Genomic DNA, 24,336 nt, shown 5'->3' on the forward strand with positions numbered 1-24,336 from the left:
CAGCGTCACCGTTTGCTTTTGATGATGGTGCCAAGACCCTGCAGGTACGCGACGATGGCGTCCATTTCGGTCTTGCCCTTGACCGCGTCGCGGGCACCGGCGATGTCGGCGTCGGTGTACGGCACGCCGAGGGTGCGCAGCACGTCCATCTTCTTCGCGGTGTCCTTGCCGTCGAGCTTGTTTTCCACCAGCCACGGGTAGGACGGCATCTTCGACTCCGGTACCACGTTGCGCGGGTTGTACAGGTGCGCACGGTGCCAGTCGTCCGAGTAGCGCCCGCCGACGCGGGCCAGGTCCGGGCCGGTGCGCTTGGAGCCCCACAGGAACGGGTGGTCCCACACGCTTTCGCCGGCCACCGAGTAGTGGCCGTAGCGTTCGGTTTCGGCGCGGAACGGGCGGATCATCTGCGAGTGGCAGCCCACGCAACCTTCGCGGATGTAGATGTCGCGGCCTTCCAGTTCCAGCGCGGTGCGCGGCTTCATGCCTTCGACCGGCTTGTTGGTCACGTCCTGGAAGAACAGCGGGACGATCTGGGTCAGGCCACCGATGCTCACGGCGATGACCATGAAGAAGGCCAGCAGGCCTATGTTCTTCTCGACGGCTTCATGCTTCATCAGTGCGCTCCCACGACGACGATCTTGGCGGCTTCTTCAGCCTGCGCCGGGTTGGCGGCGCGAACAGTGCGGTACACGTTGTAGGCCATCAGCAGCATGCCGGAGGCGAAGAACGCGCCGCCCAGGGCCCGGACGATGTAACCCGGGTGGCTGGCCTGCAGGGCTTCGACGAAGGAGTAGGTGAGCGTGCCGTCATCGTTGATGGCGCGCCACATCAGGCCCTGGGTGATGCCGTTGACCCACATCGAGGCGATGTACAGCACGGTGCCGATGGTGGCGAGCCAGAAGTGCGCGTTGATCAGGCCGACGCTGTGCATCTGCTCGCGGCCATACAGGCGCGGGATCATGTGGTACACCGCGCCGATCGAGATCATCGCCACCCAGCCCAGGGCGCCGGCGTGGACGTGGCCGATGGTCCAGTCGGTGTAGTGCGACAGCGAGTTCACGGTCTTGATGGCCATCATCGGGCCTTCGAAGGTGGACATGCCGTAGAAGGCCAGCGAAACCACCAAAAAGCGCAGGATCGGGTCGGTGCGCAGTTTGTGCCAGGCACCGGACAGGGTCATCATGCCGTTGATCATGCCGCCCCAGCTTGGCGCCAGGAGGATGATCGACATCACCATGCCCAGCGACTGCGCCCAGTCCGGCAGCGCGGTGTAGTGCAAATGGTGCGGGCCGGCCCAGATGTACAGGGTGATCAGCGCCCAGAAGTGGACGATCGACAGGCGATAGGAGTAGATCGGCCGCTCGGCCTGCTTGGGCACGAAGTAGTACATCATCCCCAAAAAGCCCGTGGTCAGGAAGAAGCCCACGGCGTTGTGGCCGTACCACCACTGGATCATCGCGTCGGTGGCGCCGGCGTAGGCCGAGTACGACTTGAACAGGCTCACCGGCAGCGAGATGTGGTTGACGATGTGCAGCATCGCGGTCACCACGATGAAGGCGCCGTAGAACCAGTTGCCGACGTAGATGTGCTTGGTCTTGCGCTTGACGATGGTGCCGAAGAACACCAGGGCGTAGGTGACCCAGACGATGGCCAGCAGGATCGCGATCGGCCACTCGAGCTCGGCGTATTCCTTGGTGGTGGTGTAGCCCATCGGCAAGGTGATCAGCGCGCCGAGGATCACCGCCTGCCAACCCCAGAAGGTGAAGGCGGCCATGCTGTCGGAGATCAGCCGGGTCTGGCAGGTCCGCTGCACCACGTAGTAGCTGGTGCCGAACAACGCACAGCCGCCGAAGGCGAAGATGACCAGGTTGGTGTGCAGGGGGCGCAGGCGGCCGAAGCTGGTCCAGGGCAGGTCCAGGTTCAGTTGTGGCCACACCAGCTGCGAGGCGATGAAGACGCCGAGGCCCATGCCAAGGATCCCCCAGACCACCGTCATGATGGCGAACTGGCGGACGACCTTATAGTTATAAGCAGTCGGACTGATTGCTGTGCTCATTCTAAGGTTCCACGGTTTTGGTGTTCTTGTTGGTTGGAAAATCGGCGCCAGTATCGTTAACCACCAGGGTTATGGCAACGCAAGGACACCTGCGCCGACCCGTGTCCGTGCCCGATTGCCGATGTCCCGCGGCAATTGGGTGCGGACGATTGTACACAAATAAATATTTGTAATGTGTACCGTTTTTCACCTTTTTCTGATCGATCGGTCAAGCTTTTTCTGCGGGCGGCGTCAGGCGATGCGCCGCGTCTGCCTCGCTGGATTGGCGGCGAGGCCCACTGAGGCAACAAGCTTAGTTCGGTTAGGGGGGGGTGCAAGGCGAGGGGGGAGGCGGGGGCTGCGTTGCAGCCCAATCGCCGGCAAGCCGGCTCCTACAGGATTGTGGGAGCCGGCTTGCCGGCGATGGGGCCGCAAGGCGGCCCCGGGGTGTTACTTGGCAGTCAGGTCTTCACGGCCCTGCGACAGGCTGTACACATAAGCCGCCAGCAGATGCACCTTGTCATTGCCCTGGATCTCCGCCTGGGCCGGCATCTGGCCCTGGCGGCCATAGCGGATGGTCTGCTGCAGCTGGGCAAAGCTCGAGCCGTAGATGAACGCCTGCGGATGGTTCAGGTTCGGCGCGCCCATGGCCGGGGTGCCGTTGCCTTCAGGCCCGTGGCAGGCCACGCAATTGGCGGCGAAGATTTCCTTGCCCTTGGCCGCGTCGGCCTTGATCCCTTCCGGCAGGCTGCGCCCGTCGAGGTTGGTCAGCACATAGGCGGCCACATCGGCCACGCCTTGCTCGCCGATCACCTCGGCCCAGGCCGGCATCACCCCATGGCGGCCGTTCATGATCGACGCCTTGATGGTTTCCGGCTCGCCACCCCAGCGCCAGTCGTTGTCGGTCAGGTTGGGGAAGCCATAGGCACCCTTGGCATCCGAGCCGTGGCACACCGAGCAGTTGGAGGCGAACAGGCGCCCGCCCATCTTCAGCGCCTGTGGGTCCTTGGCCACTTCCTCCACGGGCATGGCCGCGTACTTGGCGAAGATCGGGCCGAATTTGGCGTCGGCCTTGTCCATTTCCTTCTGCCACTCGTTGACCCCGGTCCAGCCATTCTCGTAGCCGGGCAGGATGCCTTTCCAGTTGCCAAGGCCTGGGTAGAGCACCAGGTAGCCGGCGCCGAACACCAGGGTGCCGACGAACAGCCAGAACCACCACTTGGGCAGCGGGTTGTCGTATTCCTCGATGCCATCGAAGGCGTGGCCCATGGTCTGGTCGGTGGTTTCGCTGCTCTGGCCCTTGCGGGTCGACAGCAGCAGCCAGGCCAGGCCGATCAGGCTGCCGATGGTCAGTACGCTGATGTACGTACTCCAGAAGGTTGTCATTGACGCGTACTCCTCATGGCAGTTTCCTGGCCCGCAGGTGGCAGGCGGTCGTCGACGAAGGGCAGCAGCCGCGCTTCGGCGAAATCACGGTCGCGGCGCCGGTTGAACACCCACAGCGAGAGGCCGATGAAGGCGATCATCACCACCAGGGTGCCCAGGCCGCGGATCATGCCGATGTCCATTTCCATCGCACTCACCTCTTGTTCTTGATCGCGGTGCCCAGCACCTGCAGGTAGGCCACCAGCGCGTCCATCTCGGTCTTGCCCTTGACCGCATCACGCGCCCCGGCAATGTCCGCGTCGGTGTACGGCACGCCCAGGGTGCGCAGGGTGCGCATCTTGGTGTCGGTGTGGCTGTTGTCGACCTGTTGCGCCACCAGCCACGGGTAGGACGGCATCTTCGACTCCGGTACCACGTTGCGCGGGTTGTACAGGTGCGCGCGGTGCCAGTCGTCCGAGTAGCGCCCGCCGACGCGGGCCAGGTCCGGGCCGGTGCGCTTGGAGCCCCACAGGAACGGGTGGTCCCACACGCTCTCGCCGGCCACCGAGTAGTGGCCGTAGCGTTCGGTTTCGGCGCGGAACGGGCGGATCATCTGCGAGTGGCAGCCCACGCAACCTTCGCGGATGTAGATGTCGCGCCCTTCGAGCTGCAGCGCGGTGTAGGGCTTCATGCCTTCGACCGGCTTGTTGGTCACGTCCTGGAAGAACAGCGGGACGATCTGGGTCAGGCCGCCGATGCTGACGGCAAACACCATCAGCAAGGCCAGCAGGCCGACGTTTTTCTCGATCACTTCATGTTTCATCAGGCAGGTCTCCTCAGGCCAGTTGCGCGTTGGCAGGGGCGGCGACGGCGGCCGGGGCACGCACGGTGCGCCAGGTGTTCCAGGCCATCAGGAACATGCCGCTGAGGAAGATCGCGCCACCGACGAAGCGCACGATGAAGCCTGGGTGGCTGGCCACCAGGGTTTCGACGAACGAGTAGGTGAGCGTGCCGTCGCTGTTCACCGCCCGCCACATCAGGCCCTGGGCGATGCCGTTGACCCACATCGAGGCGATGTACAGCACGGTGCCGATGGTCGCCAGCCAGAAGTGCGCGTTGATCAGGCCGATGCTGTGCATCTGCTCCTTGCCGAACACTTTCGGGATGGTGTGGTACAGCGCGCCGATGGAAATCATCGCCACCCAGCCGAGCGCGCCGGCGTGGACGTGGCCGATGGTCCAGTCGGTGTAGTGCGACAGGGCGTTGACCGTCTTGATGGCCATCATCGGGCCTTCGAAGGTGGACATGCCGTAGAAGGCCAGCGAAACCACCAAAAAGCGCAGGATCGGGTCGCTGCGCAACTTATGCCAGGCGCCGGAGAGGGTCATCATGCCGTTGATCATGCCGCCCCAGCTCGGTGCCAGCAGGATCAGCGACATCACCATGCCCAGCGACTGCGCCCAGTCGGGCAGCGCGGTGTAGTGCAGATGGTGCGGGCCGGCCCAGATGTACAGGGTGATCAGCGCCCAGAAGTGGACGATCGACAGGCGATAGGAATACACCGGGCGCTCGGCCTGCTTGGGCACGTAGTAGTACATCATCCCCAGGAAGCCTGCGGTCAGGAAGAAGCCCACCGCGTTGTGGCCGTACCACCATTGCACCATGGCGTCGGTGGCCCCGGCATACACCGAGTACGACTTGGTCAGGCTGACCGGCAGTTCCAGGTTGTTGATGATGTGCAGCATCGCCACGGTGAGGATGAAGGCGCCGAAGAACCAGTTACCCACGTAGATATGCTTGGTGTTGCGTTTCATCAGCGTGCCGAAGAACACGATGGCGTAGCACACCCAGACGATGGTGATCAGGATGTCGATCGGCCATTCCAGCTCGGCGTATTCCTTGGAGCTGGTGTAGCCCAGTGGCAGGGTGATCGCTGCCAGCAGGATCACCAGTTGCCAGCCCCAGAAGGTGAACGCGGCCAGGCCCGGTGCGAACAGGGTGGTCTGGCAGGTGCGTTGCACCGAATAATAGGAGGTGGCGAACAGCGCACAGCCGCCGAAGGCGAAGATCACCGCATTGGTATGCAGGGGGCGCAGGCGGCCGAAGCTGGTCCAGGGGAGGTCGAAGTTGAGGGAAGGCCAGGCGAGCTGGGCGGCGATGAAGACGCCGAGCCCCATCCCGACGATTCCCCACACCACCGTCATGATGGCGAATTGGCGGACCACCTTGTAGTTGTAGGCGGTACTGCTGGTTGTGTTCATGTATGGGTTCCCATCCACGGTTATTTTGGCAGGCTTTACAGCGAGGCAAGCATGAGTAATGGGCAAAGTGCCGGTATTGACGGGGATCAATGGGCGAAGATCGCAAATGTCCCAGGCTTGCGCTGCGATCCTCCATGGAATCAGGCAGATAGCGCACCTGGCCGGTGCCTGATCCTGGCCCACGGCGCAGGGGCGCCGATGGACAGCGAATTCATGGACGAGATGGCGCAAAGGCTTGCGGCGCTAGGGGTCGGGGTGATTCGGTTCGAGTTCCCCTACATGGCCCAGCGCAGGGTCGGGGGCGGCAAGCGGCCGCCCAATCCGCAGAAGGTACTGCTCGAATGCTGGCGTGAGGTCTACCGGCAGGTGCGACCTTTGGTCACAGGAAAGCTGGCCATCGGCGGCAAGTCCATGGGCGGGCGCATGGCCAGTTTGCTGGCCGACGAACTGGGTGCCGATGCGCTGGTGTGCCTGGGCTATCCGTTCTATGCGGTGGGCAAGCCCGAGAAGCCCCGGGTCGAACACTTGGCTGGGTTGCGCACGCCGACTTTGATCGTGCAGGGCGAGCGCGATGCGCTGGGCAATCGTGAGGCGGTAGAGGGGTATGCGCTGTCACCGGCGATCGAGGTGAGCTGGCTGGTGGCGGGGGATCATGACCTGAAGCCGCTGAAGGCTTCGGGGTTCAGCCATGCCCAGCATCTGCAGGCGGCGGCTGAAAAAGTGGCGGGGTTCCTTGGCCTGTAGGAGCGGCCTTGTGTCGCGAAAGGGCCTCGCAGAGGCCCCAAAATCGAACAGCACACAAAAGACTGGGGCTGCTGCGCAGCCCTTTCGCGACACAAGGCCGCTCCTACAAGAAGCGACCCTGTGCAGCAACGATCAGTCGCGGTACTCGCACAGGTAAGCGGTATCCACCGCCACCTTCAGCTGGAACTTGCTGTCGGCCGCCACATTGAACTTGTCGCCAGCCTTGAAGGTTTCCCAGTTGTCGCTACCCGGCAGCTTGACGGTCAGCGCGCCAGCCACCACGTGCATGATTTCACGCTTGGCAGTGCCGAACTCGTATTCGCCCGGGGCCATCACGCCGACGGTGGCCGGACCTTCAGTGCCTTCGAAGGCGATCGACTTGACGGTGCCATCGAAGTACTCGTTGACCTTGAACATGGGGCGCTCCTGAAAAGAGAGAAGGGGGTGAAAAAGGGCTGGCCAGTATGCCCAAGCCCCTCCTCGCCGTCATCTGCTTTCAGGTGCCCCGCAAGTCAAACGCCCGGCAGGCTCAAGGGCAGCAGGCGCGCGGTATTGCGCGCATCTTCCAGGGCCCGGTGCTGCTGGCCGGTGAACTGCATGCCGGCCAGCTGCAGGGCGCCGTTGAGCCCGGTCGGGCGCTGCAGGTGGCGGGCCTTGGCGAAGCGCTGCTTGAGGTTGATGTGGGGCAAATTGCGCAGCAGGCTGTCGAGCCCATGCTGCTGCCACTCTTGCAGCAGTTGCTGGCGGTCGTAGTCGCCCCAGCTGACCCAGGCCTGCAACTGCCCGCGGTGGTGCTCCAGCCAGCGCTCGAAGCGCGCCCACACCTCGGGGAAGGCCGCGGCACTGTCGACGCTGGCCTGGCTGATGTGGGTCAGCTCGCGGCAGAACGGCGTCAGTTGCGGGCGCCGGCGCGGGCGCACGAAACGCTGGAAATGGTCCACCTCGCGGCCCTCGCGGGTCACAAGGCTGGCGCCGATTTCAATGATTTCCATCTCCGTGACCGGCCAGCCACCATCATCGGTGGTGGCTTCCAGGTCGATCACCAACCAGTGGCCCATAGCAGGCTCCCTTGCCATACATGCAAGAGCAGCGTAGCCAATCTGCGGGCCCTCGGCACCCTCTGGCAAAATGCCCTCACTTTGGCGCTTCCAGCGGTTGTGCCGCTGTGGGAAAACGCCTAGTTTAGGCGCATCCAGGTATGAACCGTGATGAGTGTCCGTCTTGACCCCAGCACCCGGCCTGAAGGTTTTTTCCACCTTGCTGCTGTTGGCCGCTACCTGGCTGGCGGCACCGGCATGGGCGGGCGAAGCCATCGACGTGAAGATCGGCGCTGCGCATTTCCCGCCCTACACCGTGCGCCCCGAGCAGGGCGCCGACACCGGGCTGCTGCCGCAACTGGTCGAGGCCTTGAACCACCTGCCGTCAGGCTACCGCTTCGTGCTGGTGCCCACCTCCATCCAGCGGCGCTTTGGCGACTTCCAGCAAGGCCGCACCGACATGGCGATCTTCGAGAACCCTGAATGGGGCTGGCAGGGCATCCCCCACCAGGCCGTGGACATGGGCCTGGAAGACGCCGAGGTGTTCGTCGCCAAGAAGCTCGAAGGCCGCGACCAGCACTATTTCGACGACCTGCAAGGCAAGCGCCTGGCCCTGTTCAATGGCTATCACTACGCCTTCGCCCGCTTCAACCCCGACCCGCAGTACCTGCGCAAGGCCTACAACGCGACCCTGACCTACTCCCACGACAGCAACCTGCTGATGGTCCAGGCCGGGCGCGCCGACATCGCCCTGGTGACGCGCTCCTACCTCAGCGATTTCCTCGCGCGCAACCCCGCCAGCCTCGACCAGCTGATGGCGTCCGAACGGATCGACCAGGTCTACCACCACTACGCCCTGCTGCGCCCGGACGCCCCCATCAGCGACCAGAAGTTCGCCGCCTTGCTGCGCGAGCTGCGCGAAGCCGGCGAGCTGACGCGCATCTTCCAGCCCTACCGGATCAGCGTGGCGGCGCCCGCCGAGTAAATTCCCCGGCCGCGCCCACGTCTGCACCAGTGAGCCTTTCTTCCACACACCGTGAGCCAAGACCATGCCGTTCGATGCCGCTTCGCAGCCGTTGTCACTGCCTCGCTGGCACAGCCTCAGCGCCGATCAGGGCGACTGCTGGCTGCGCCTGACGCTGGAGGGCCGCCCACTGATCCAGGTGCGCCTGGAGCCCGGCGAGACCCTGCACGTCCACGTTGAAAGCCTGTGCCCGCTGCGCCCCCAGCAAGCGTTGTGGGCCGCCTGCTACTGGCTGCTGTCGCGCAACCCGGCCTGCCAGCGCCTGGCCTGGCACCTGGCGCAGGTGCAGCCCGAGGCGCTGGCCAGCGGCTTGCTGCTGGCAAGCGAAACCCCAGGCCTGTACCTGTGCGAGCGCACGCTGTTCTGGCAGTTGTCGCAACCCTGGCTCGGCCAGGCCCCTGGCAGCGTCTACCCGCAGCAGATGCAGATGAGCGACGGCAAGCGCCACCCACGCCGCGCGCCCAAGCCCCGTGGTGAGGTGTACCGGCGCTTCGATGCCCGGCTGGGCAGCTGGGTGTCGCTGCGCACCCTGGATATCGACCAGGACCTGGAGCGCTACAACCGCTGGCAGAACAACCCACGGGTGGAAAAATTCTGGCAGGAGGGTGGGTCGCTGGCGCAGCACCGCGAATACCTGGCCAAGCTCGACGCCGACCCGCACACCCTGACCCTGATCGGCAGCTTCGACGACCAGCCGTTCGCCTACTTCGAGGCCTACTGGGCCAAGGAAGACCGCATCGCGCCGTTCTACCCGGCTGACGATCACGACCGCGGCGTGCACATGCTGGTGGGCGAGGAGAACCACCGCGGCCCGCACAAGGTGGCCAGCTGGCTGTCGGCGCTGGTGCACTACCTGTTCCTCGACGACCCGCGCACCCAGCGGGTGGTGGCCGAGCCGCGGGCCGACAACGGCAAGATGATCGGCTACATGCAGGACCAGTGCTTCCACTGCGAAAAGGAATTCGATTTCCCGCACAAGCGTGCGGCGCTGATGATCCTGGGGCGGGAGCGGTTCTTCGACCGCTGCAAGTTGCTCTGAGCGGCCCATCGCCGGCAAGCCGGCTCCCACAGGTACTGCACAGGCCTCAAGAGTGGTGCAATCCCTGTGGGAGCCGGCTTGCCGGCGATATAGGCGACGCCAAACGTCAGCCCTGGCGATTTGCCGTCTTGCGGCAATGCACCAAAGCATCGCGAATCATGAAGTTGACCAAGGTCGGCGACACCCCCAGCTCCTTGGCGATGTCCTTCTGCGGCACCCCATGCAGCCGGTACATCTCGAACGCATAACGGGTACGCGCCGGCAGCTCGTTCAGCGCCTCGGCAATGTGCTCCAGCGCCGCGAGGTTGATGTGGGTCGCTTCGGGCGAGGCATTGAGCACCACCACGTTCAGGCCTTCCTCTTCACTGCCCGAGTACTTCAGCTCCATCGCCTGCTTGCGGTAATGGTCGATGGCCAGGTTGCGCACGATCTGGAACAGGTAGCTGAGCTGGGCTTTGAACGACGAGGTGATGTGCGGCGCGGAACCGAGCCGGAAGAAAGCGTCCTGCACCACATCTTCGGCGCGCGAGCGGCAACCGGTGATGCGTGCCGCGATCTTGACCAGGATGCTGCGGTTGTCGACGAACGCCTGGAGTAATGGTGAATCGCACTTACTTGTGGATAGTTGTTCCGCCATGGAAATCACCTTGTCTCGGAAGGGAAAGGGAGCACCCCAGATGAGGAAGCTTCCTACGACGTGCGACAAACTATGCAGAATGATAATGATTGTCAAATACGAAAGTTAATGCGTATCCATTAGTTTCAGTTCTAAGCCGACGCCCGTGATGCAGTTCACTTTCCGCGTGCGCTGGCACGCGGTTCTGGCGTTAATTTCTTGCTCCGCCCATCCGTTCCCCTGTGTACATCCGGCCGCCGCACGCTGCCCTGCGCCCCATCCTGAGCAGCCGGCCCGACTTAACCAGACACTGGCAGGAACACCCCATGACGCACGCCCCCGAACTCCCGCTCTCGCTGGTCCAGGCACTGGCGCAACGTGCCGCGCTCACGCCCGACCGCATCGCCCTGCGTTTTCTGGCCGATGCCCCCGGCGAGCAGGCCGTGCTCAGTTATCGCGAGCTGGACCTTCGCGCGCGCGCCATTGCCGCAGCCTTGCAGGCCCGCGCCGATTTTGCCGACCGCGCCGTGCTGCTGTTCCCCAGCGGCCCGGATTACGTCGCGGCATTCTTCGGCTGCCTGTATGCCGGCATCATCGCCGTGCCGGCCTACCCGCCGGAGTCGTCGCGCCGCCACCACCAGGAGCGCCTGCTGTCGATCATCGACGACGCCGAGCCGCGCCTGCTGCTGACCGTGGCCGCGTTGCGCGACAGCCTGCAGGGCTTGGAAGCCCTGGCCGGCGACAACGCCCCGGCGCTGCTGGCGGTGGACACCCTCGACCCGGCCCTGGCGCACACCTGGCGCGAGCCGGCGCTGGCCTGTGATGACATCGCCTTTTTGCAGTACACCTCCGGCTCCACTGCGCTGCCCAAGGGCGTGCAGGTCAGCCACGGCAACCTGGTGGCCAACGAGCAGTTGATCCGCCATGGCTTTGGCATCGACCTCAACCCCGATGACGTGATCGTCAGCTGGCTGCCGCTGTACCACGACATGGGCCTGATCGGCGGGCTGCTGCAGCCGATCTTCAGCGGCGTGCCCTGCGTGCTGATGTCGCCGGGCTACTTCCTCGCCCGCCCGCTGCGCTGGCTGCAGGCGATCAGCGAATACGGCGGCACCATCAGCGGCGGCCCGGACTTCGCCTACCGCCTGTGCAGCGAGCGGGTCAGCGAGGCGGCCCTGGCCGGCCTCGACCTGAGCCGCTGGCGCGTGGCCTATTCCGGCTCCGAGCCGATCCGCCAGGACAGCCTCGAGCAGTTCGCCGAGAAGTTTGCCGCCAGTGGCTTCCAGGCCAGCAGTTTCTTCGCCAGCTACGGCCTGGCCGAAGCCACCCTGTTCGTCAGCGGCAGCCGCCGTGGGCAGGGCATCGCGGCACTGGAACTGGACGCCGAAGCCTTGGCCGGCAACCGCGCCCAGGCCGCCCAGGGCAGCGTGCTGATGAGCTGCGGCTACCCGCAGCCGGGGCACGCGGTGCGTATCGTCGAGCCCCAGCACCTGGCGCCGCTGGGTGATGACCAGGTGGGTGAAATCTGGGCCGCCGGCCCAAGCATCGCCCTGGGCTACTGGCGCAACCCCGAGGCCAGCGCCCGCACCTTCGTCCAGCGGGATGGCCAGACCTGGCTGCGCACCGGCGACCTCGGTTTCATGCGCGAAGGCGAAGTGTTCGTCACCGGGCGCCTGAAGGACATGCTCATCGTGCGTGGCCAGAACCTCTACCCGCAGGACCTGGAAAAGACCCTGGAGCGCGAAGTCGAAGTGCTGCGCAAGGGCCGCGTGGCCGTGTTCGCCGTCGACGACCAGGGCGAGGAGGGCATCGGCGTGGCGGTGGAAATCAGCCGCAACGTGCAAAAGGCCATGGCGCCCCAGGCGCTGATCAAGACCCTGCGCCAGGTCATCGCCGACGCCTGCCGCCAGGCGCCGGCCGTGGTGCTGCTGCTCAACCCCGGTGCACTGCCCAAGACCTCCAGCGGCAAGCTGCAACGCTCGGCCTGCCGCTTGCGCATGCACGATGGCAGCCTGGATTGCTATGCCCGCTTCCCGGCGGCTGACCAGCCTGCCAAGGCCGCCGCCGCCAGCGATGGCCTGCAGGCGCGCATTGCCGGCATCTGGCGCGAGGTTCTCAAGGTCGAGTCGGTAGCCGCCGACGACCACTTCCTGCTGCTGGGCGGCAACTCCATCGCTGCCACCCAGGCCAGTGCGCGCCTGGCCGATGAACTGGGCATCGCCCTGGGCCTGCGCACCCTGTTCGAAGCGCCGACCCTGGCCGACTACAGCGCGGCAGTGGCGGCGATCCTCGAGCAGGGCGGCGGGCAGGCTAGCGCCATCGCCACCCTGAACCGCAGCCAGGCGCTGCCCCAGTCGCTGGCGCAGAACCGCCTGTGGCTGCTGTGGCAGCTCGAGCCGCAATCGGCGGCCTACAACATTCCCGCCGGCCTGCACCTGCGTGGCGAGCTTGACCCCGCCGCGCTGGAGGCGGCATTCCAGGCACTGGTGGCGCGCCACGAGGCGCTGCGCACGGTGTTCAGCGAAGAGGACGGCCAGGCCCTGCAGCACATCCAGCCGGCGCCGGCCTTCAACCTGCGCCGCCTCGACCTGCAGGGGCTGGGCGCCGAAGAGGTCGCCGCACGCCGGGAAGCCGAAGCGCAGCAACCCTTCGACCTGCGCCAAGGCCCGCTGCTGCGCGTGACCTTGGCGCAGCTCAATGATGAAGACCATCAGCTGTGGGTCACCCTGCACCACATCGTTGCCGATGGCTGGTCGCTGAACATCCTGCTCGACGAATTCGCCAAGCTGTACGCCGCTCATTGCCAGGGGCTGGAGGCTGCCCTGCCCGCGCTGGCATTGGGCTACGCCGACTACGGCGACTGGCAGCGCCAGTGGCTGGCCGAAGGCGAGAGCGCCCGGCAACTGGCGTACTGGAAGGCGCGGCTGGGCGATGCTTTGCCAGTGCTCGACCTGTACCCCGACCAGCCGCGCACCCAGCAACAGGCAAACCGCGCCGCACGCTTGAACGTCAAGGTGCCGGCCAAGCTCACCGAGGCCCTCGAAGGCCTGGCCCGCGAGCAGCAGGCCAGCCTGTTCATGGTCCTGCTGGCGGCCTGGCAGGGCCTGCTGCACCGCTACACCGGCCAGGCCGACATCCGCGTCGGCGTGCCCAACGCCAACCGCCCACGCCAGCAAATCCAAGGCCTGGTCGGCTTCTTCATCAACACCCAGGTGCTGCGCGCACAGCTGCATGGCCGCCAGCCGTTCAGCGCGCTGCTGGCCCAGGTGCGCCAGGCCACCCTCGACGCCCAGGCCCACCAGGACCTGCCCTTCGAACAACTGCTCGAAGCCTTGCCCGAGGCCCGCGAGCAAGGCCTGTTCCAGGTCATGTTCAACCACCAGCAGCGCGACCTGTCGGCCCTGCGCCGCCTGCCGGGCCTGCTTGCCGAAGAGCTGCCATGGCACAGCCGCGAAGCCAAGTTCGACCTGCAACTGCACAGCGAGCAAGACCACCAGGGCCGCCTGAGCCTGGCCTTCGACTACGCCGCCGAGCTGTTCGAACAGCGCACCGTCGAGCGCCTGGCCCAGCACCTGCTGGCCTTGCTGGAGCAGGTGTGCGCGCAACCGCAGCTGGCCGTGGGGGATGTCGAGCTGCTCGATCAGCCCGGCCGCCAGCAGCTGCTGGTCTGGGGCCAGGCGCCCAGCCCCTCGCCCCAGCGCCTGGTGGTCGAACAACTCAACGAGCAAGCCCGGCAAACCCCGCAGCGCACGGCGCTGGCCTGGGAGGGCGGCAGCCTCGACTACACCGAGCTGCACCAGCAGGCCAACCGCCTGGCCCATTACCTGCGCGACAAAGGCGTCGGCCCCGACACCTGCGTGGCCATCGCCGTGGAGCGTTCGCCGCAGCTGCTGGTCGGCCTGCTGGCCATCCTCAAGGCCGGTGGCGCCTATGTGCCGCTGGACGTGGATTATCCGGCCGAGCGCCTGGCCTACATGCTGGGCGATTGCCAGGCGAGCCTGCTGCTCAGCCACAGCGGCCTGCTCGACAGCCTGCCGCAGGTCGAGGGTGTCAGCGCCATCGCCCTCGACCAGTTGCACCTGGACAGCTGGCCAAGCCAGGCGCCAGGCCTGCACCTGCACGGCGACAACCTGGCCTACGTGATCTACACCTCCGGCTCCACCGGCCAGCCCAAGGGCGTGGGCAACACCCACGCGGCCCTGGCCGAACGCCTGCAGTGGATGCAGGCCAGCTACGCGCTGGATGAGCGCGACGTGCTGATGCAGAAGGCGCCGATCAGCTTCGACGTGTCGGTGTGGGAATGCTTCTGGCCGCTGGTCACCGGTTGCAAGCTGGTGCTGGCCGGCCCCGGCGAGCACCGCGACCCGCAGCGCATCGCAGCGCTGGTGCAGGCGCATGGCGTGACCACGCTGCACTTCGTGCCGCCGTTGCTGCAGGTGTTCGTCCAGGAGCCGCTGGCCGCTGGCTGCACCAGCCTGCGCCGGCTGTTCTCCGGTGGCGAGGCGCTGTCGGCGAGCCTGCGCGACCGCGTGCTGCAGGTGCTGCCCCAGGTGCAGTTGCACAACCGCTACGGGCCGACCGAAACCGCCATCAACGTCACCCACTGGCATTGCCAGGCCGAGGACGGCGCCCGCTCGCCGATCGGCCGGCCGCTGGGCAACGTGCTCTGCCGTGTGCTGGATGATGAGTTGCAGCTGGCCGCCCCCGGCGTGCCAGGGGAGCTGTACCTGGGCGGCGCGGGCCTGGCCCGGGGTTACCTGGGCCGCCCAGGGCTGACCGCCGAACGCTTCGTGCCCCAGGCCGATGGCAACGGCGAGCGCTTGTACCGCAGCGGCGACCGTGCCCGCTGGCAGGTGCAGGCCCAAGCCCTGGAATACCTCGGCCGCCTCGACCAGCAGGTGAAAGTGCGCGGTTTTCGCGTCGAACCCGAAGAAGTGCAGGCGTGCCTGCTTGGCCAACCGGGTGTCGAACAGGCGCTGGTATTGGTTCACCAGGACGCCGTCGGCGCACAGCTGGTGGGCTACTTCAGCGGCCCGGCGCAGGCCGATGAACTGCTGGCCAAGCTCGCCGCGCAGCTGCCGGCCTACATGGTGCCTGCGCAACTGATCGCGCTGGCGCACATGCCGTTGGGCCCCAGCGGCAAGGTCGATCGCAAGGCCCTGCCGGCGCCGGTCTGGCAGCAACGTGAACATGTCGAACCGCAAAGCCCGTTGCAGCAGCAGGTCGCGGCCATCTGGCGCGAGGTGCTGAACCTGCCGCGCATCGGCCTGAACGATGACTTCTTCGCCCTCGGCGGCCACTCCCTGCTGGCCACCCAGATCGTCTCGCGCACCCGCCAGGCCTGTGACGTCGAGCTGCCGCTGAAGGTGCTGTTCGATGCCAGCGAGCTGGGCGCCTTCTGCGCGCAGATCGCCTGCATCCAGGCCGCCGGCGAGCACAACCTGCAAGGCGCGATCGCCCGCGTCGACCGCCGCCAGGCGGTGGCGCTGTCGTATTCGCAGCAGCGCATGTGGTTCCTCTGGCAGATGGAGCCGGACAGCCCCGCGTACAACGTCGGCGGCATGGCCAGGCTGCGCGGCACCCTGCACGTGGATGCCTTCGAGCGCGCCCTGCAGGCGCTGATCGTGCGCCACGAAACCCTGCGCACCACCTTCCCGGCCATCGACGGCGTGCCCTACCAGTGCGTGGCCGAAGACAGCCCGCTGCACCTGGACTGGCAAGACTTCAGCGCGTTGCCCGGCGCAACCCGCCAGCAACGCCTGCAGCAGCTGGCCGACCAACAGGCGCACCAGCCGTTCGACCTGGAGCGCGGCCCGCTGCTGCGCGCCTGCCTGGTCAAGGCCGAGGACCGCGAGCACTACTTCGTGCTGACCCTGCACCACATCGTCACCGAAGGCTGGGCCATGGACATCTTCGCCCGCGAACTGGGCGAGCTCTACGAAGCCTTCGTCGATGACCGTGAGTCGCCCCTGGCGCCGCTGCCGGTGCAGTACCTGGACTACAGCGTGTGGCAACGCCAGTGGCTGGAAAGCGGCGAGGGCGCCCGCCAGCTCGACTACTGGAAGGCCCGCCTGGGCGACGAGCACCCGGTGCTGGCGCTGCCCGCCGACCGCCCGCGCCCGGCCGTCCAGAGCCATCGCGGCGAGCTCTACCGCTTCGACCTCGACCCGGCGCTGGTGGCCCGCGTGCATGCCTTCAACAGCCAGCGCGGCCTGACCCTGTTCATGACCATGACCGCCACCCTGGCCGCCTTGCTGCACCGCTACAGCGGCCAGCGCGACCTGCGCATCGGCGCGCCGGTGGCCAGCCGCATCCGCCCCGAAAGCGAAGGCCTGATCGGCGCCTTCCTCAACACCCAGGTGCTGCGCTGCGAGCTGGACGGGCAGATGACCGCCGCCGCCTTGCTCGACCAGGTGCGCAAGGCCGCCATCGAAGGCCAGTCGCACCAGGACCTGCCGTTCGAGCAACTGGTAGAAGCCCTGCAGCCACCGCGCAGCAGCGCCTACAACCCGCTGTTCCAGGTGATGTGCAACGTGCAGCGCTGGGCCTTCCAGCAAAGCCGCGAACTGGCCGGCATGCAGGTGGACTACCTGGTCAACGACGCCAGCGCCACCAAGTTCGACCTGTACCTGGAGGTGACCGACCTCGACGGCCGCCTGGGTTGCTGCCTGACCTACAGCCGCGACCTGTTCGATGCGCCGCGCATCGCGCGCATGGCCGAGCACTGGCAGCAGTTGCTGGCCGGCCTGCTCGACGACCCGCAGCAGCGCCTGTGCGAGCTGCCGATGCTGGCGCAGGCCGAGCAGCACGTGCTGACCGGCCAGTTGCAAGGTGAGCAGCACCATGCCCTCGACCAGACCCTGCATGGCCTGTTCGCCGCCCAGGCGGCGCGCACCCCGCACGCCGGCGCCTTGACCTTCGCCGGCCAGCACCTGAGCTATGCCCAGCTGGACCAGCAGGCCAACCGCCTGGCCCGCGCCCTGCGCGAGCGTGGCGTCGGCCCGCAGGTGCGCGTGGGCCTGGCCCTCGAGCGTTCGCTGGAGATGGTGGTCGGCCTGCTGGCCATCCTCAAGGCCGGCGGCGCCTACGTGCCGCTCGACCCGGAATACCCGCTCGACCGCCTGCGCTACATGATCGAGGACAGCCGCATCGGCCTGCTGCTCGGCCAGCGCAGCCTGCTCGAAAGCCTCGGCGAGCTGCCGCCCGGCGTGCAACGCTGGAGCCTGGAAGACGACGCTGCCAGCCTGCCTGGCTACAGCGATGCCGCGCTGGACAACCACAACCTGCCCCAGCACCAGGCCTACCTGATCTACACCTCCGGCTCCACCGGCAAGCCCAAGGGCGTGGTGGTCAGCCACGGTGAAATCGCCATGCACTGCCAGGCGGTAATCGATGCCTTCGGCATGCGCAGCGACGACTGCGAGCTGCATTTCTATTCGATCAACTTCGACGCCGCCAGCGAACGCCTGCTGGCGCCGCTGCTGTGCGGCGCCCGGGTGGTGCTGCGGGCCCAGGGCCAGTGGGGCGCCGAAGACATCTGCCAGCTGGTGCGCGAGCAGCAGGTGAGCATCCTCGGCTTCACCCCAAGCTATGGCAGCCAGCTCGCCCAGTACCTGGCAGGGCAGGGCGAGCAACTGCCGGTGCGCCTGGTGATCACCGGCGGCGAGGCGCTGACCGGCGAGCACCTGGCGCGCATTCGCCAGGCGTTCGCGCCGCAGCAGTTCTTCAACGCCTATGGCCCGACCGAAACCGTGGTCATGCCCTTGGCGTGCCTGGCCCCCGACACCTTGCCCACCGATGCTGGCAGCGTGCCGATCGGCCGGGTGATCGGCGCCCGCAGTGCCTACATCCTCGACGATGACCTGGCATTGCTGCCGCAAGGCGGCATCGGCGAGCTGTACGTCGGCGGCGCCGGCCTCGCCCAGGGCTACCACGACCGCCCGGGCCTCAGCGCCGAACGCTTCGTCGCCGACCCGTTCAGTGCCGAGGGCGGGCGCCTGTACCGCACCGGCGACCTGGTGCGCCTACGCGCCGATGGCCTGGTGGAATACGTCGGGCGCGCCGACCAGCAGGTGAAGATCCGCGGTTTCCGCATCGAGCTGGGCGAAATCGAAAGCCGCCTGCAGGAGCATGCCGATGTCGATGAGGCCGTGGTCCTGGCGCTCGACCTGCCAGGTGGCAAGCAACTGGTCGGCTACCTGGTGTGCCAGCAGGCCAGCGCCGGCAGCGAAGCCCAGGCGCAGCTGCGCGAAGCGGTCAAGGCAGACGCTCGCCAGCACCTGCCGGACTACATGGTGCCCGCGCACCTGGTGCTGCTGGGCAGCCTGCCGCTGATGGGCAATGGCAAGCTCGACCGCCGCGCCCTGCCAGCACCGGACCTGGAGCAGGCGCGCCAGCACTACCAGGCCCCGGCCAATGCGCTGGAAGAGCAGCTGGCGCAGGTGTGGCGCGAAGTGCTCAACATCTCCCGGGTGGGCGTGCAGGACAACTTCTTCGAACTGGGCGGCGACTCGATCCTGTCGATCCAGGTGGTCAGCCGTGCGCGCCAGCTGGGGCTGCAGTTCAGCCCGCGTGACCTGTTCCAGCACCAGACCATCCAGACCCTCGCCGCCGTGGTCACCCAGAGCGAAGCCGCCAGCGCCATCGAGCAAGGTGCACGCCAGGGCAACAGCGGGCTGACGCCGATCCAGCACTGGTTCTTCGACAGCGAGGTGGTGCAGCCACAGCACTGGAACCAGGCGGTGCTGCTGCAGGTGCGCCAACCGTTGGAGCCGGCTCAGCTCGAACAGGCACTGGCCGCGCTGCTGCAACACCACGACAGCCTGCGCCTGCGCTTTACCCAAGCCAATGGCCGCTGGCAGGGCACCTTTGCCGCGCCTGGCAATGTACAGCTGCTGTGGACCGCTACGGTGGCCGACTTCAACGACTGCCAGGCGCTGTACACCGATGTGCAGCGCAGCCTGGACCTGGAGCAGGGCCCGTTGCTGCGTGCGCTGCTGGTCACCGACGGGCAGGGCGCGCAACGCCTGCTGCTGGCGATCCACCACCTGGTGGTCGATGGCGTGTCCTGGCGCGTGCTGCTCGAAGACCTGCAGGCGCTGTACCGCGGCCAGCCGCTGGCGGCCAAGACCCACGCCATGGCCGACTGGGCCGCGCGCCTGGCCAGCTACGCCGGCAGCGACTCGCTGCGGGACGAGCTGGGCTGGTGGCAAGGCCAGCTTGGCGGCGTGCGCCATGAACTGCCGTGCGATCACCCGCAAGGCGGCAACCTGCACCGGCATGCCCATACCCTGGCCATCGGCCTGGACGCGGAGCAGACCCGGCAATTGCTGCAACAGGCCCCGGCGGCCTACCACACCCAGGTCAACGACCTGCTGCTGACGGCCCTGGCCCGCACCCTGTGCCGCTGGAGCGGCGACCAAGAGGTGTTGGTGCAGCTCGAAGGCCACGGCCGCGACGGCCTGTTCGAAGACATGGACCTGACCCGCAGCGTCGGCTGGTTCACCAACGCCTACCCGCTGCGCCTGGACCCCCAGGCCGGTGACGGCGACGCCGCCCGCGCCAGCTCGATCAAGCGCATCAAGGAGCAACTGCGCCAGGTGCCGCACAAGGGCCAGGGCTATGGCGTGCTGCGCTACCTGGCCGAGCCGGCCAGCCGTGAGCAGATGGCGGCGCTGCCGCAGGCGCGGATCACCTTCAACTACCTGGGCCAGTTCGACCAGCAGTTCGATGCCGCGGCGCTGTTCCAGCCGCTGGATGCCCCGGCAGGCCTGGCCCACGACCTGGATGCGGCGCTGCCCAACTGGCTCAGCGTCGACGGCCAGGTGTACGGCGGTGCCTTGCAGCTGCGCTGGACCTACAGCCGCGAACGCTACGATGAACAGACCATCGCCCAGCTGGCCGAAGCCTATCGCCAGGAGCTGCTGGCGCTGGTCGCCCACTGCCTGGCCGATGGCAACGGCAGCTTCACGCCCTCGGACTTCCCGCTGGCGCACCTGGCCCAGGAGCAGATCGACGCGCTGCCGATCCCGGCCGCCGAGATCGAGGACGTCTACCCGCTGACGCCCATGCAGGAGGGCATGCTGCTGCACACCCTGCTGGAGCCGGGTACCGGCATCTACTACATGCAGGACCGCTACCGCATCAACAGCGCCCTCGACCCGCAGCGCTTCGCCCAGGCCTGGCAGGCTGTGGTGGCGCGGCACGAGGCGCTGCGTGCGTCGTTCAGCTGGAATGCCGGCGAAGCGATGCTGCAGATCATCCACAAACCGGGCAAGACGCCGGTCGACTACCAGGACTGGCGCGGCCTCGACGAGGCCGCCCAGGAGCAGCGCCTGCAAGCGCTGCACAAAGAAGAGCGCGAGGCCGGTTTCGAGCTGCTGCGCGAGGCGCCGTTCCACTTGCGCCTGGTGCGTGTGGATGATGAGCGCTACTGGTTCATGATGAGCAACCACCACATCCTCATCGATGCCTGGTGCCGCTCGTTGCTGATGAACGACTTCTTCGAGCTCTACCAGGCCCTCGGCGAAGGCCGCCAGGCGCAGTTGCCGGTGCCGCCGCGCTATCGCGACTACATCGGCTGGCTGCAGCGCCAGGACCTGGACGAAGCGCGGGGCTGGTGGCAGGCCAACCTGGCCGGCTTCGAACGCGCCACCGCCATCCCCAGCGACCGCCCGCTGCGCCATGACCATGCCGGTGACGGCATGTGGGTCGGCGACTGCTACACCCGCCTGCAGGTGATTGACGGCGTACGCCTGCGCGAACTGGCCCAGGCCCACCAGCTGACCATCAACACCTTCGCCCAGGCGGCCTGGGCACTGGTGCTGGCGCGCTACAGCGGCGAGCGCGACGTGGCCTTCGGCGTGACCGTGGCCGGGCGCCCGGTGAGCCTGCCGCAGATGCAGCGCACGGTCGGCCTGTTCATCAACAGCGTCGCCCTGCGCGTGCAGCTCCCCGAGCTCGGCCAGCGCCGCAGCGTGCGCCAGTGGCTGCAGGGCCTGCTGGCGCGCAACATGGAACTGCGCGAGTACGAATACCTGCCGCTGGTGGCGATCCAGGAATGCAGCGAGCTGCCCAAGGGCCAGCCGCTGTTCAACAGCCTGTTCGTGTTCGAGAACGCGCCGGTGGAAAGCGCGGTGCTCGACCATGCCCAGCACCTGAACGCCAGCTCCGACTCGGGCCGCACCCACACCAACTTCCCGCTGACGGCGGTGTGCTACCCAGGCGATGACCTGGGCCTGCACCTGTCGTTCGACCAGCGCTACTTCGACTACCCGACCGTCGAACGCCTGCTGGCCGAGTTCAAGCGCCTGTTGCTGGCGCTGGTGCAGGGCTTCGAGGGCGATGTGAACGAACTGCCGCTGCTCGGCGAGGCGGAACAGCGCTGGCTGCTCGACGACTGCAACCGCACCGAGCGCGCCTATGCCCTGGAGCAGAGCTATGTGGCGCTGTTCGAGGCGCAAGTGGCCGCGCACCCCGAGCGCACCGTGGCCCGTTGCCTGGAGGCGGCATACGACTATGCCGGGCTGAACCTTGCGGCCAACCGCCTGGGCCATGCCCTGGTCGCTGCCGGCGTGGCCATCGACCAGCCGGTGGCCTTGCTGGCCGAGCGGGGCTTGCCACTGCTGGGCATGATCGTCGGCAGCTTCAAGGCCGGTGCCGGCTACCTGCCGCTGGACCCGGGCCTGCCGCCGGCGCGCCTGCAGCGCATCGTCGAGCTCAGCCGCACCCCGGTGCTGGTGTGCAGCGCGGCCTGCGCCGAGCAGGGGCGCCAGTTGCTGGATGAGCTGGGCGATGTGGCTCGGCCGCAGCTGCTGGTGTGGGAAGAGATCCAGGCCAGTGCGGTTGCCAGCCACAACCCCGGCATCCACAGCGGGCCGGACAACCTGGCCTACGTGATCTACACCTCCGGCTCCACCGGCCTGCCCAAAGGCGTGATGGTCGAGCAGCGCGGCATGCTCAACAACCAGCTGAGCAAGGTGCCGTACCTGGCCCTGAGCGAACGCGACGTGATCGCCCAGACCGCCTCGCAGAGCTTCGACATCTCGGTATGGCAGTTCCTGGCCGCGCCGCTGTTCGGCGCCAGGCTCGAGATCGTGCCCAACGCCATCGCCCATGACCCACAGGGCCTGCTGGCGCATGTGCAGGCCACCGGCATCACCGTGCTGGAGAGCGTGCCGTCGCTGATCCAGGGCATGCTGGCCAACGACCACCAGGCGCTCGATGGCCTGCGCTGGATGCTGCCCACGGGTGAGGCCATGCCGCCTGAGCTGGCCGCGCAATGGCTGCAGCGTTACCCGGGCATTGGCCTGGTGAATGCCTACGGCCCGGCGGAGTGCTCGGACGACGTGGCGTTCTTTTGCGTCGACCATGACTCGACGCAGGGCAGCTACCTGCCGATCGGCACGCCGACCGACAACAACCGCCTGTACCTGTATGGCGAGGACCAGGCCCTGGTGCCGCTGGGCGCCGTGGGCGAGTTATGCGTCGCCGGTACCGGCGTTGGCCGTGGCTACGTGGGCGACCCGGTGCGCACTGCATTGGCGTTCATCCCGCACCCGCATGGCGGTGCGGGCGAGCGCCTGTACCGCACCGGCGACCTGGCCCGGCGGCGCCCGGACGGCGTGCTGGAGTACGTCGGGCGCATCGACCACCAGGTGAAGATCCGCGGCTACCGCATCGAACTGGGCGAAATCGAGGCCCGCCTGCACGAACAGCCCGAGCTGCGCGATGCGGCGGTGGGTGTGCAGGAAGGCGTCAATGGCAAGCACCTGGTCGGCTACCTGGTGGCCCACCAGGGCGTCAGCGCCGATGCCGCGCTGCTCGAACAGCTCAAGCAGCGCCTGCGCGCGCAGCTGCCGGAGTACATGGTGCCGCTGCACTGGGGCTGGTTCGACCGCCTGCCGCACAACGCCAACGGCAAGCTCGACCGCAAGGCCCTGCCGGCCATCGACATTGGCGGGCAGCACAGCCAGGCCTACCTGGCGCCGCGCGATGAGCTGGAACAAGTGCTCGCGGGCATCTGGGCCGATGTGCTCAAGGCCGAGCGGGTAGGGGTGCATGACAATTTCTTCGAGCTGGGCGGGCATTCGTTGCTGGCCACGCAGATTGCATCGCGGGTGCAGAAGCAGCTGCAGCTCAATGTGCCGCTGCGGGCGATGTTCGAGTGCAGCACGGTGGAGGAGCTGGCGGCGTATGTACGCGGGTTGCAGGACAGTGCGCTGGATGAGGACAAGGTGGATCGGTTGAGTGATCTGATGGCCGAGTTGGAGGGGTTGTGAGGTGCCCGCCTAGCGTTATTCATCGTCCATGAGATCGAGCGCCGCCCGCGCGGCGCATCGCGGATAAATCCGCTCCCACATTTGTTGCAACGTACCGCAGTCTGTCAGGCCATGGTTGTCCGCTTTTGGCGCCCGTCCAGAAATCGCGTCGTGCCAACAAGGCTGGCAACCATGGCCTATCAGGCGTAGGTACGTTGCAACAAATGTGGGAGATTCTATGGTTGGGGGCAAAGTTTTTTGCCCCCGTTACTGATGTATTCGCTTTGGTTTTTCATCAGGGCGAACGCAATTCTGGCTAATTTCCGGGACAGGATGACGAGGGCCTGCGTGGTTGCCTTGCCTGTGCCGCGATAGTGCTCGTACACCTCCTTCCAGGCAGCAGTTCTGCTAGCCGCCATTGCTGCGTTATGCAGCAGCCGGCGCACTTCCGAGCAACCTCGTTTGGTCAATCGTCGGCGCCCGGTTTTCTGCCCTGAGTCCGTCACTTTCAGGTCCATACCTAGAAAAGCGATGTACGAATCACTGCGGCTGAACTCCCCTCGGATGAATGCCGTGACCAAGGCAACGGCTGTCAGGAAGCCGATACCTTCAACTTTCTGGCATCGCGCTACCTGTTCGGCCAAGCCGGCCTCTCTTATCAAAGTTTTCAAGCGCTTCTGGATCATCAGATCCATCGAGTCGAAATGCTTGGTAAAGCTGCTGAAGGCTTCTTTGAGGGACATTTCGTTGCCCCAGCTTTGCGTCAGGCTTACCCGCGCCGAGACCAGTGCGGCTCTGCGCCGGAGCAGGCTTTGAAGCTTGCCGTAGACGGCTGGAGGAGGTGACCAGGGACGGAGAGAACTGCCCTCTCGGTCAAGGAATCGGGCTAGCAGGCAAGCGTCCGAGGCATCGGTTTTTGCACGCCCGCCAATTCCTTTTCGGTAGTTGCTGAGTTG

At 66.6% G+C, this 24,336-nt stretch carries 14 protein-coding genes; 4 read left to right on the top strand and 10 right to left on the bottom strand.

The window, feature by feature from the left end; all coding sequences use genetic code 11:
• Positions 1 to 5: 5 nt before the first annotated feature.
• The 6 genes from ccoO (ACIPG5_RS18360) to ccoN (ACIPG5_RS18385) all read right to left on the bottom strand — a co-directional run bounded on the left by ccoO (ACIPG5_RS18360) (position 6) and on the right by ccoN (ACIPG5_RS18385) (position 5,661).
• Entirely contained in the window at positions 6 to 614 is a 609-nt protein-coding gene (gene ccoO, locus ACIPG5_RS18360) for a cytochrome-c oxidase, cbb3-type subunit II (RefSeq protein WP_176517097.1), read from the bottom strand.
• Positions 614 to 2,056, bottom strand: coding sequence for a cytochrome-c oxidase, cbb3-type subunit I (gene ccoN, locus ACIPG5_RS18365; protein WP_236193459.1), 1,443 nt, complete (start codon positions 2,054 to 2,056; stop codon positions 614 to 616). The genes ccoO (ACIPG5_RS18360) and ccoN (ACIPG5_RS18365) overlap by 1 nt, the downstream gene beginning before the upstream one ends.
• Before the next feature lie 429 nt (positions 2,057 to 2,485).
• Positions 2,486 to 3,421 carry a cytochrome-c oxidase, cbb3-type subunit III gene (gene ccoP / locus ACIPG5_RS18370; protein WP_236193458.1) on the bottom strand — a complete coding sequence of 312 codons (936 nt, stop codon included), beginning with the start codon at positions 3,419 to 3,421 and terminating at the stop codon, positions 2,486 to 2,488.
• Positions 3,418 to 3,609, bottom strand: coding sequence for a cbb3-type cytochrome c oxidase subunit 3 (locus ACIPG5_RS18375; RefSeq protein ID WP_176518213.1), 192 nt, complete (start codon positions 3,607 to 3,609; stop codon positions 3,418 to 3,420). The genes ccoP and ACIPG5_RS18375 overlap by 4 nt, the downstream gene beginning before the upstream one ends.
• Positions 3,610 to 3,614: 5 nt before the next feature.
• On the bottom strand, positions 3,615 to 4,223 hold the full coding sequence (ccoO, locus tag ACIPG5_RS18380; protein ID WP_176518211.1) for a cytochrome-c oxidase, cbb3-type subunit II: 609 nt from the start codon (positions 4,221 to 4,223) through the stop codon (positions 3,615 to 3,617).
• A 13-nt stretch (positions 4,224 to 4,236) separates the two neighbouring features.
• On the bottom strand, positions 4,237 to 5,661 hold the full coding sequence (ccoN, locus tag ACIPG5_RS18385) for a cytochrome-c oxidase, cbb3-type subunit I (protein WP_176518209.1): 1,425 nt from the start codon (positions 5,659 to 5,661) through the stop codon (positions 4,237 to 4,239).
• A gap of 51 nt (positions 5,662 to 5,712) precedes the next feature.
• Between ccoN (ACIPG5_RS18385) and ACIPG5_RS18390 the strand changes: the two genes are divergently transcribed.
• A complete protein-coding gene (locus tag ACIPG5_RS18390) occupies positions 5,713 to 6,405 on the top strand; it encodes an alpha/beta family hydrolase (RefSeq protein WP_176518207.1) in 693 nt (230 codons plus the stop codon).
• Between the two features lie 132 nt (positions 6,406 to 6,537).
• Here the strand turns inward: ACIPG5_RS18390 and ACIPG5_RS18395 are convergent, their stop codons facing one another.
• On the bottom strand, positions 6,538 to 6,822 hold the full coding sequence (locus ACIPG5_RS18395) for a pyrimidine/purine nucleoside phosphorylase (RefSeq protein ID WP_176516501.1): 285 nt from the start codon (positions 6,820 to 6,822) through the stop codon (positions 6,538 to 6,540).
• 95 nt (positions 6,823 to 6,917) lie between these two features.
• Complete coding sequence (locus tag ACIPG5_RS18400) at positions 6,918 to 7,463, bottom strand: exonuclease domain-containing protein (RefSeq protein ID WP_176516499.1); 546 nt, start codon at positions 7,461 to 7,463, stop codon at positions 6,918 to 6,920.
• A 163-nt stretch (positions 7,464 to 7,626) separates the two neighbouring features.
• Here ACIPG5_RS18400 and ACIPG5_RS18405 point away from each other — a divergent pair, with 163 nt between their 5' ends.
• Both ACIPG5_RS18405 and ACIPG5_RS18410 read left to right on the top strand, forming a co-directional pair.
• On the top strand, positions 7,627 to 8,427 hold the full coding sequence (locus ACIPG5_RS18405) for a substrate-binding periplasmic protein (protein WP_401376907.1): 801 nt from the start codon (positions 7,627 to 7,629) through the stop codon (positions 8,425 to 8,427).
• Positions 8,428 to 8,491: 64 nt separating this feature from the next.
• Complete coding sequence (locus ACIPG5_RS18410; RefSeq protein WP_401376910.1) at positions 8,492 to 9,505, top strand: GNAT family N-acetyltransferase; 1,014 nt, start codon at positions 8,492 to 8,494, stop codon at positions 9,503 to 9,505.
• Positions 9,506 to 9,611: 106 nt separating this feature from the next.
• Here the strand turns inward: ACIPG5_RS18410 and ACIPG5_RS18415 are convergent, their stop codons facing one another.
• Positions 9,612 to 10,142, bottom strand: coding sequence for an RNA polymerase factor sigma-70 (locus tag ACIPG5_RS18415; protein WP_176516493.1), 531 nt, complete (start codon positions 10,140 to 10,142; stop codon positions 9,612 to 9,614).
• 305 nt (positions 10,143 to 10,447) lie between these two features.
• On the opposite strand from ACIPG5_RS18415, the gene ACIPG5_RS18420 reads away from it, so the two are divergent.
• The gene (locus ACIPG5_RS18420; protein ID WP_401376913.1) at positions 10,448 to 23,401 is read left to right on the top strand and encodes a non-ribosomal peptide synthetase; all 12,954 of its coding nucleotides are present in this window, start codon (positions 10,448 to 10,450) and stop codon (positions 23,399 to 23,401) included.
• Positions 23,402 to 23,616: 215 nt separating this feature from the next.
• On the opposite strand, the gene ACIPG5_RS18425 is transcribed toward ACIPG5_RS18420, so the two are convergent.
• Positions 23,617 to 24,336: transposase (locus ACIPG5_RS18425; RefSeq protein WP_401376916.1), on the bottom strand; the 720-nt coding region annotated here is incomplete at its 5' end.

The sequence above is a fragment of the Pseudomonas sp. NPDC087029 genome, from assembly GCF_044745345.1.
GTDB classification, from domain to species: Bacteria; Pseudomonadota; Gammaproteobacteria; order Pseudomonadales; family Pseudomonadaceae; genus Aquipseudomonas; species Aquipseudomonas faucium.

Excerpts from the sequence above, each read along its gene's own strand:
- ACIPG5_RS18395 (WP_176516501.1), bottom strand. The coding sequence starts at position 6,822 with ATGTTCAAGGTCAACGAGTACTTCGATGGCACCGTCAAGTCGATCGCC.
- ACIPG5_RS18410 (WP_401376910.1), top strand. The coding sequence starts at position 8,492 with ATGCCGTTCGATGCCGCTTCGCAGCCGTTGTCACTGCCTCGCTGGCAC.
- ccoN (WP_236193459.1), bottom strand. The coding sequence starts at position 2,056 with ATGAGCACAGCAATCAGTCCGACTGCTTATAACTATAAGGTCGTCCGC.
- ccoP (WP_236193458.1), bottom strand. The coding sequence starts at position 3,421 with ATGACAACCTTCTGGAGTACGTACATCAGCGTACTGACCATCGGCAGC.
- ccoN (WP_176518209.1), bottom strand. The coding sequence starts at position 5,661 with ATGAACACAACCAGCAGTACCGCCTACAACTACAAGGTGGTCCGCCAA.
- ccoO (WP_176518211.1), bottom strand. The coding sequence starts at position 4,223 with ATGAAACATGAAGTGATCGAGAAAAACGTCGGCCTGCTGGCCTTGCTG.
- ACIPG5_RS18390 (WP_176518207.1), top strand. The coding sequence starts at position 5,713 with ATGAGTAATGGGCAAAGTGCCGGTATTGACGGGGATCAATGGGCGAAG.
- ccoO (WP_176517097.1), bottom strand. The coding sequence starts at position 614 with ATGAAGCATGAAGCCGTCGAGAAGAACATAGGCCTGCTGGCCTTCTTC.
- ACIPG5_RS18400 (WP_176516499.1), bottom strand. The coding sequence starts at position 7,463 with ATGGGCCACTGGTTGGTGATCGACCTGGAAGCCACCACCGATGATGGT.
- ACIPG5_RS18420 (WP_401376913.1), top strand. The coding sequence starts at position 10,448 with ATGACGCACGCCCCCGAACTCCCGCTCTCGCTGGTCCAGGCACTGGCG.
- ACIPG5_RS18375 (WP_176518213.1), bottom strand. The coding sequence starts at position 3,609 with ATGGAAATGGACATCGGCATGATCCGCGGCCTGGGCACCCTGGTGGTG.
- ACIPG5_RS18415 (WP_176516493.1), bottom strand. The coding sequence starts at position 10,142 with ATGGCGGAACAACTATCCACAAGTAAGTGCGATTCACCATTACTCCAG.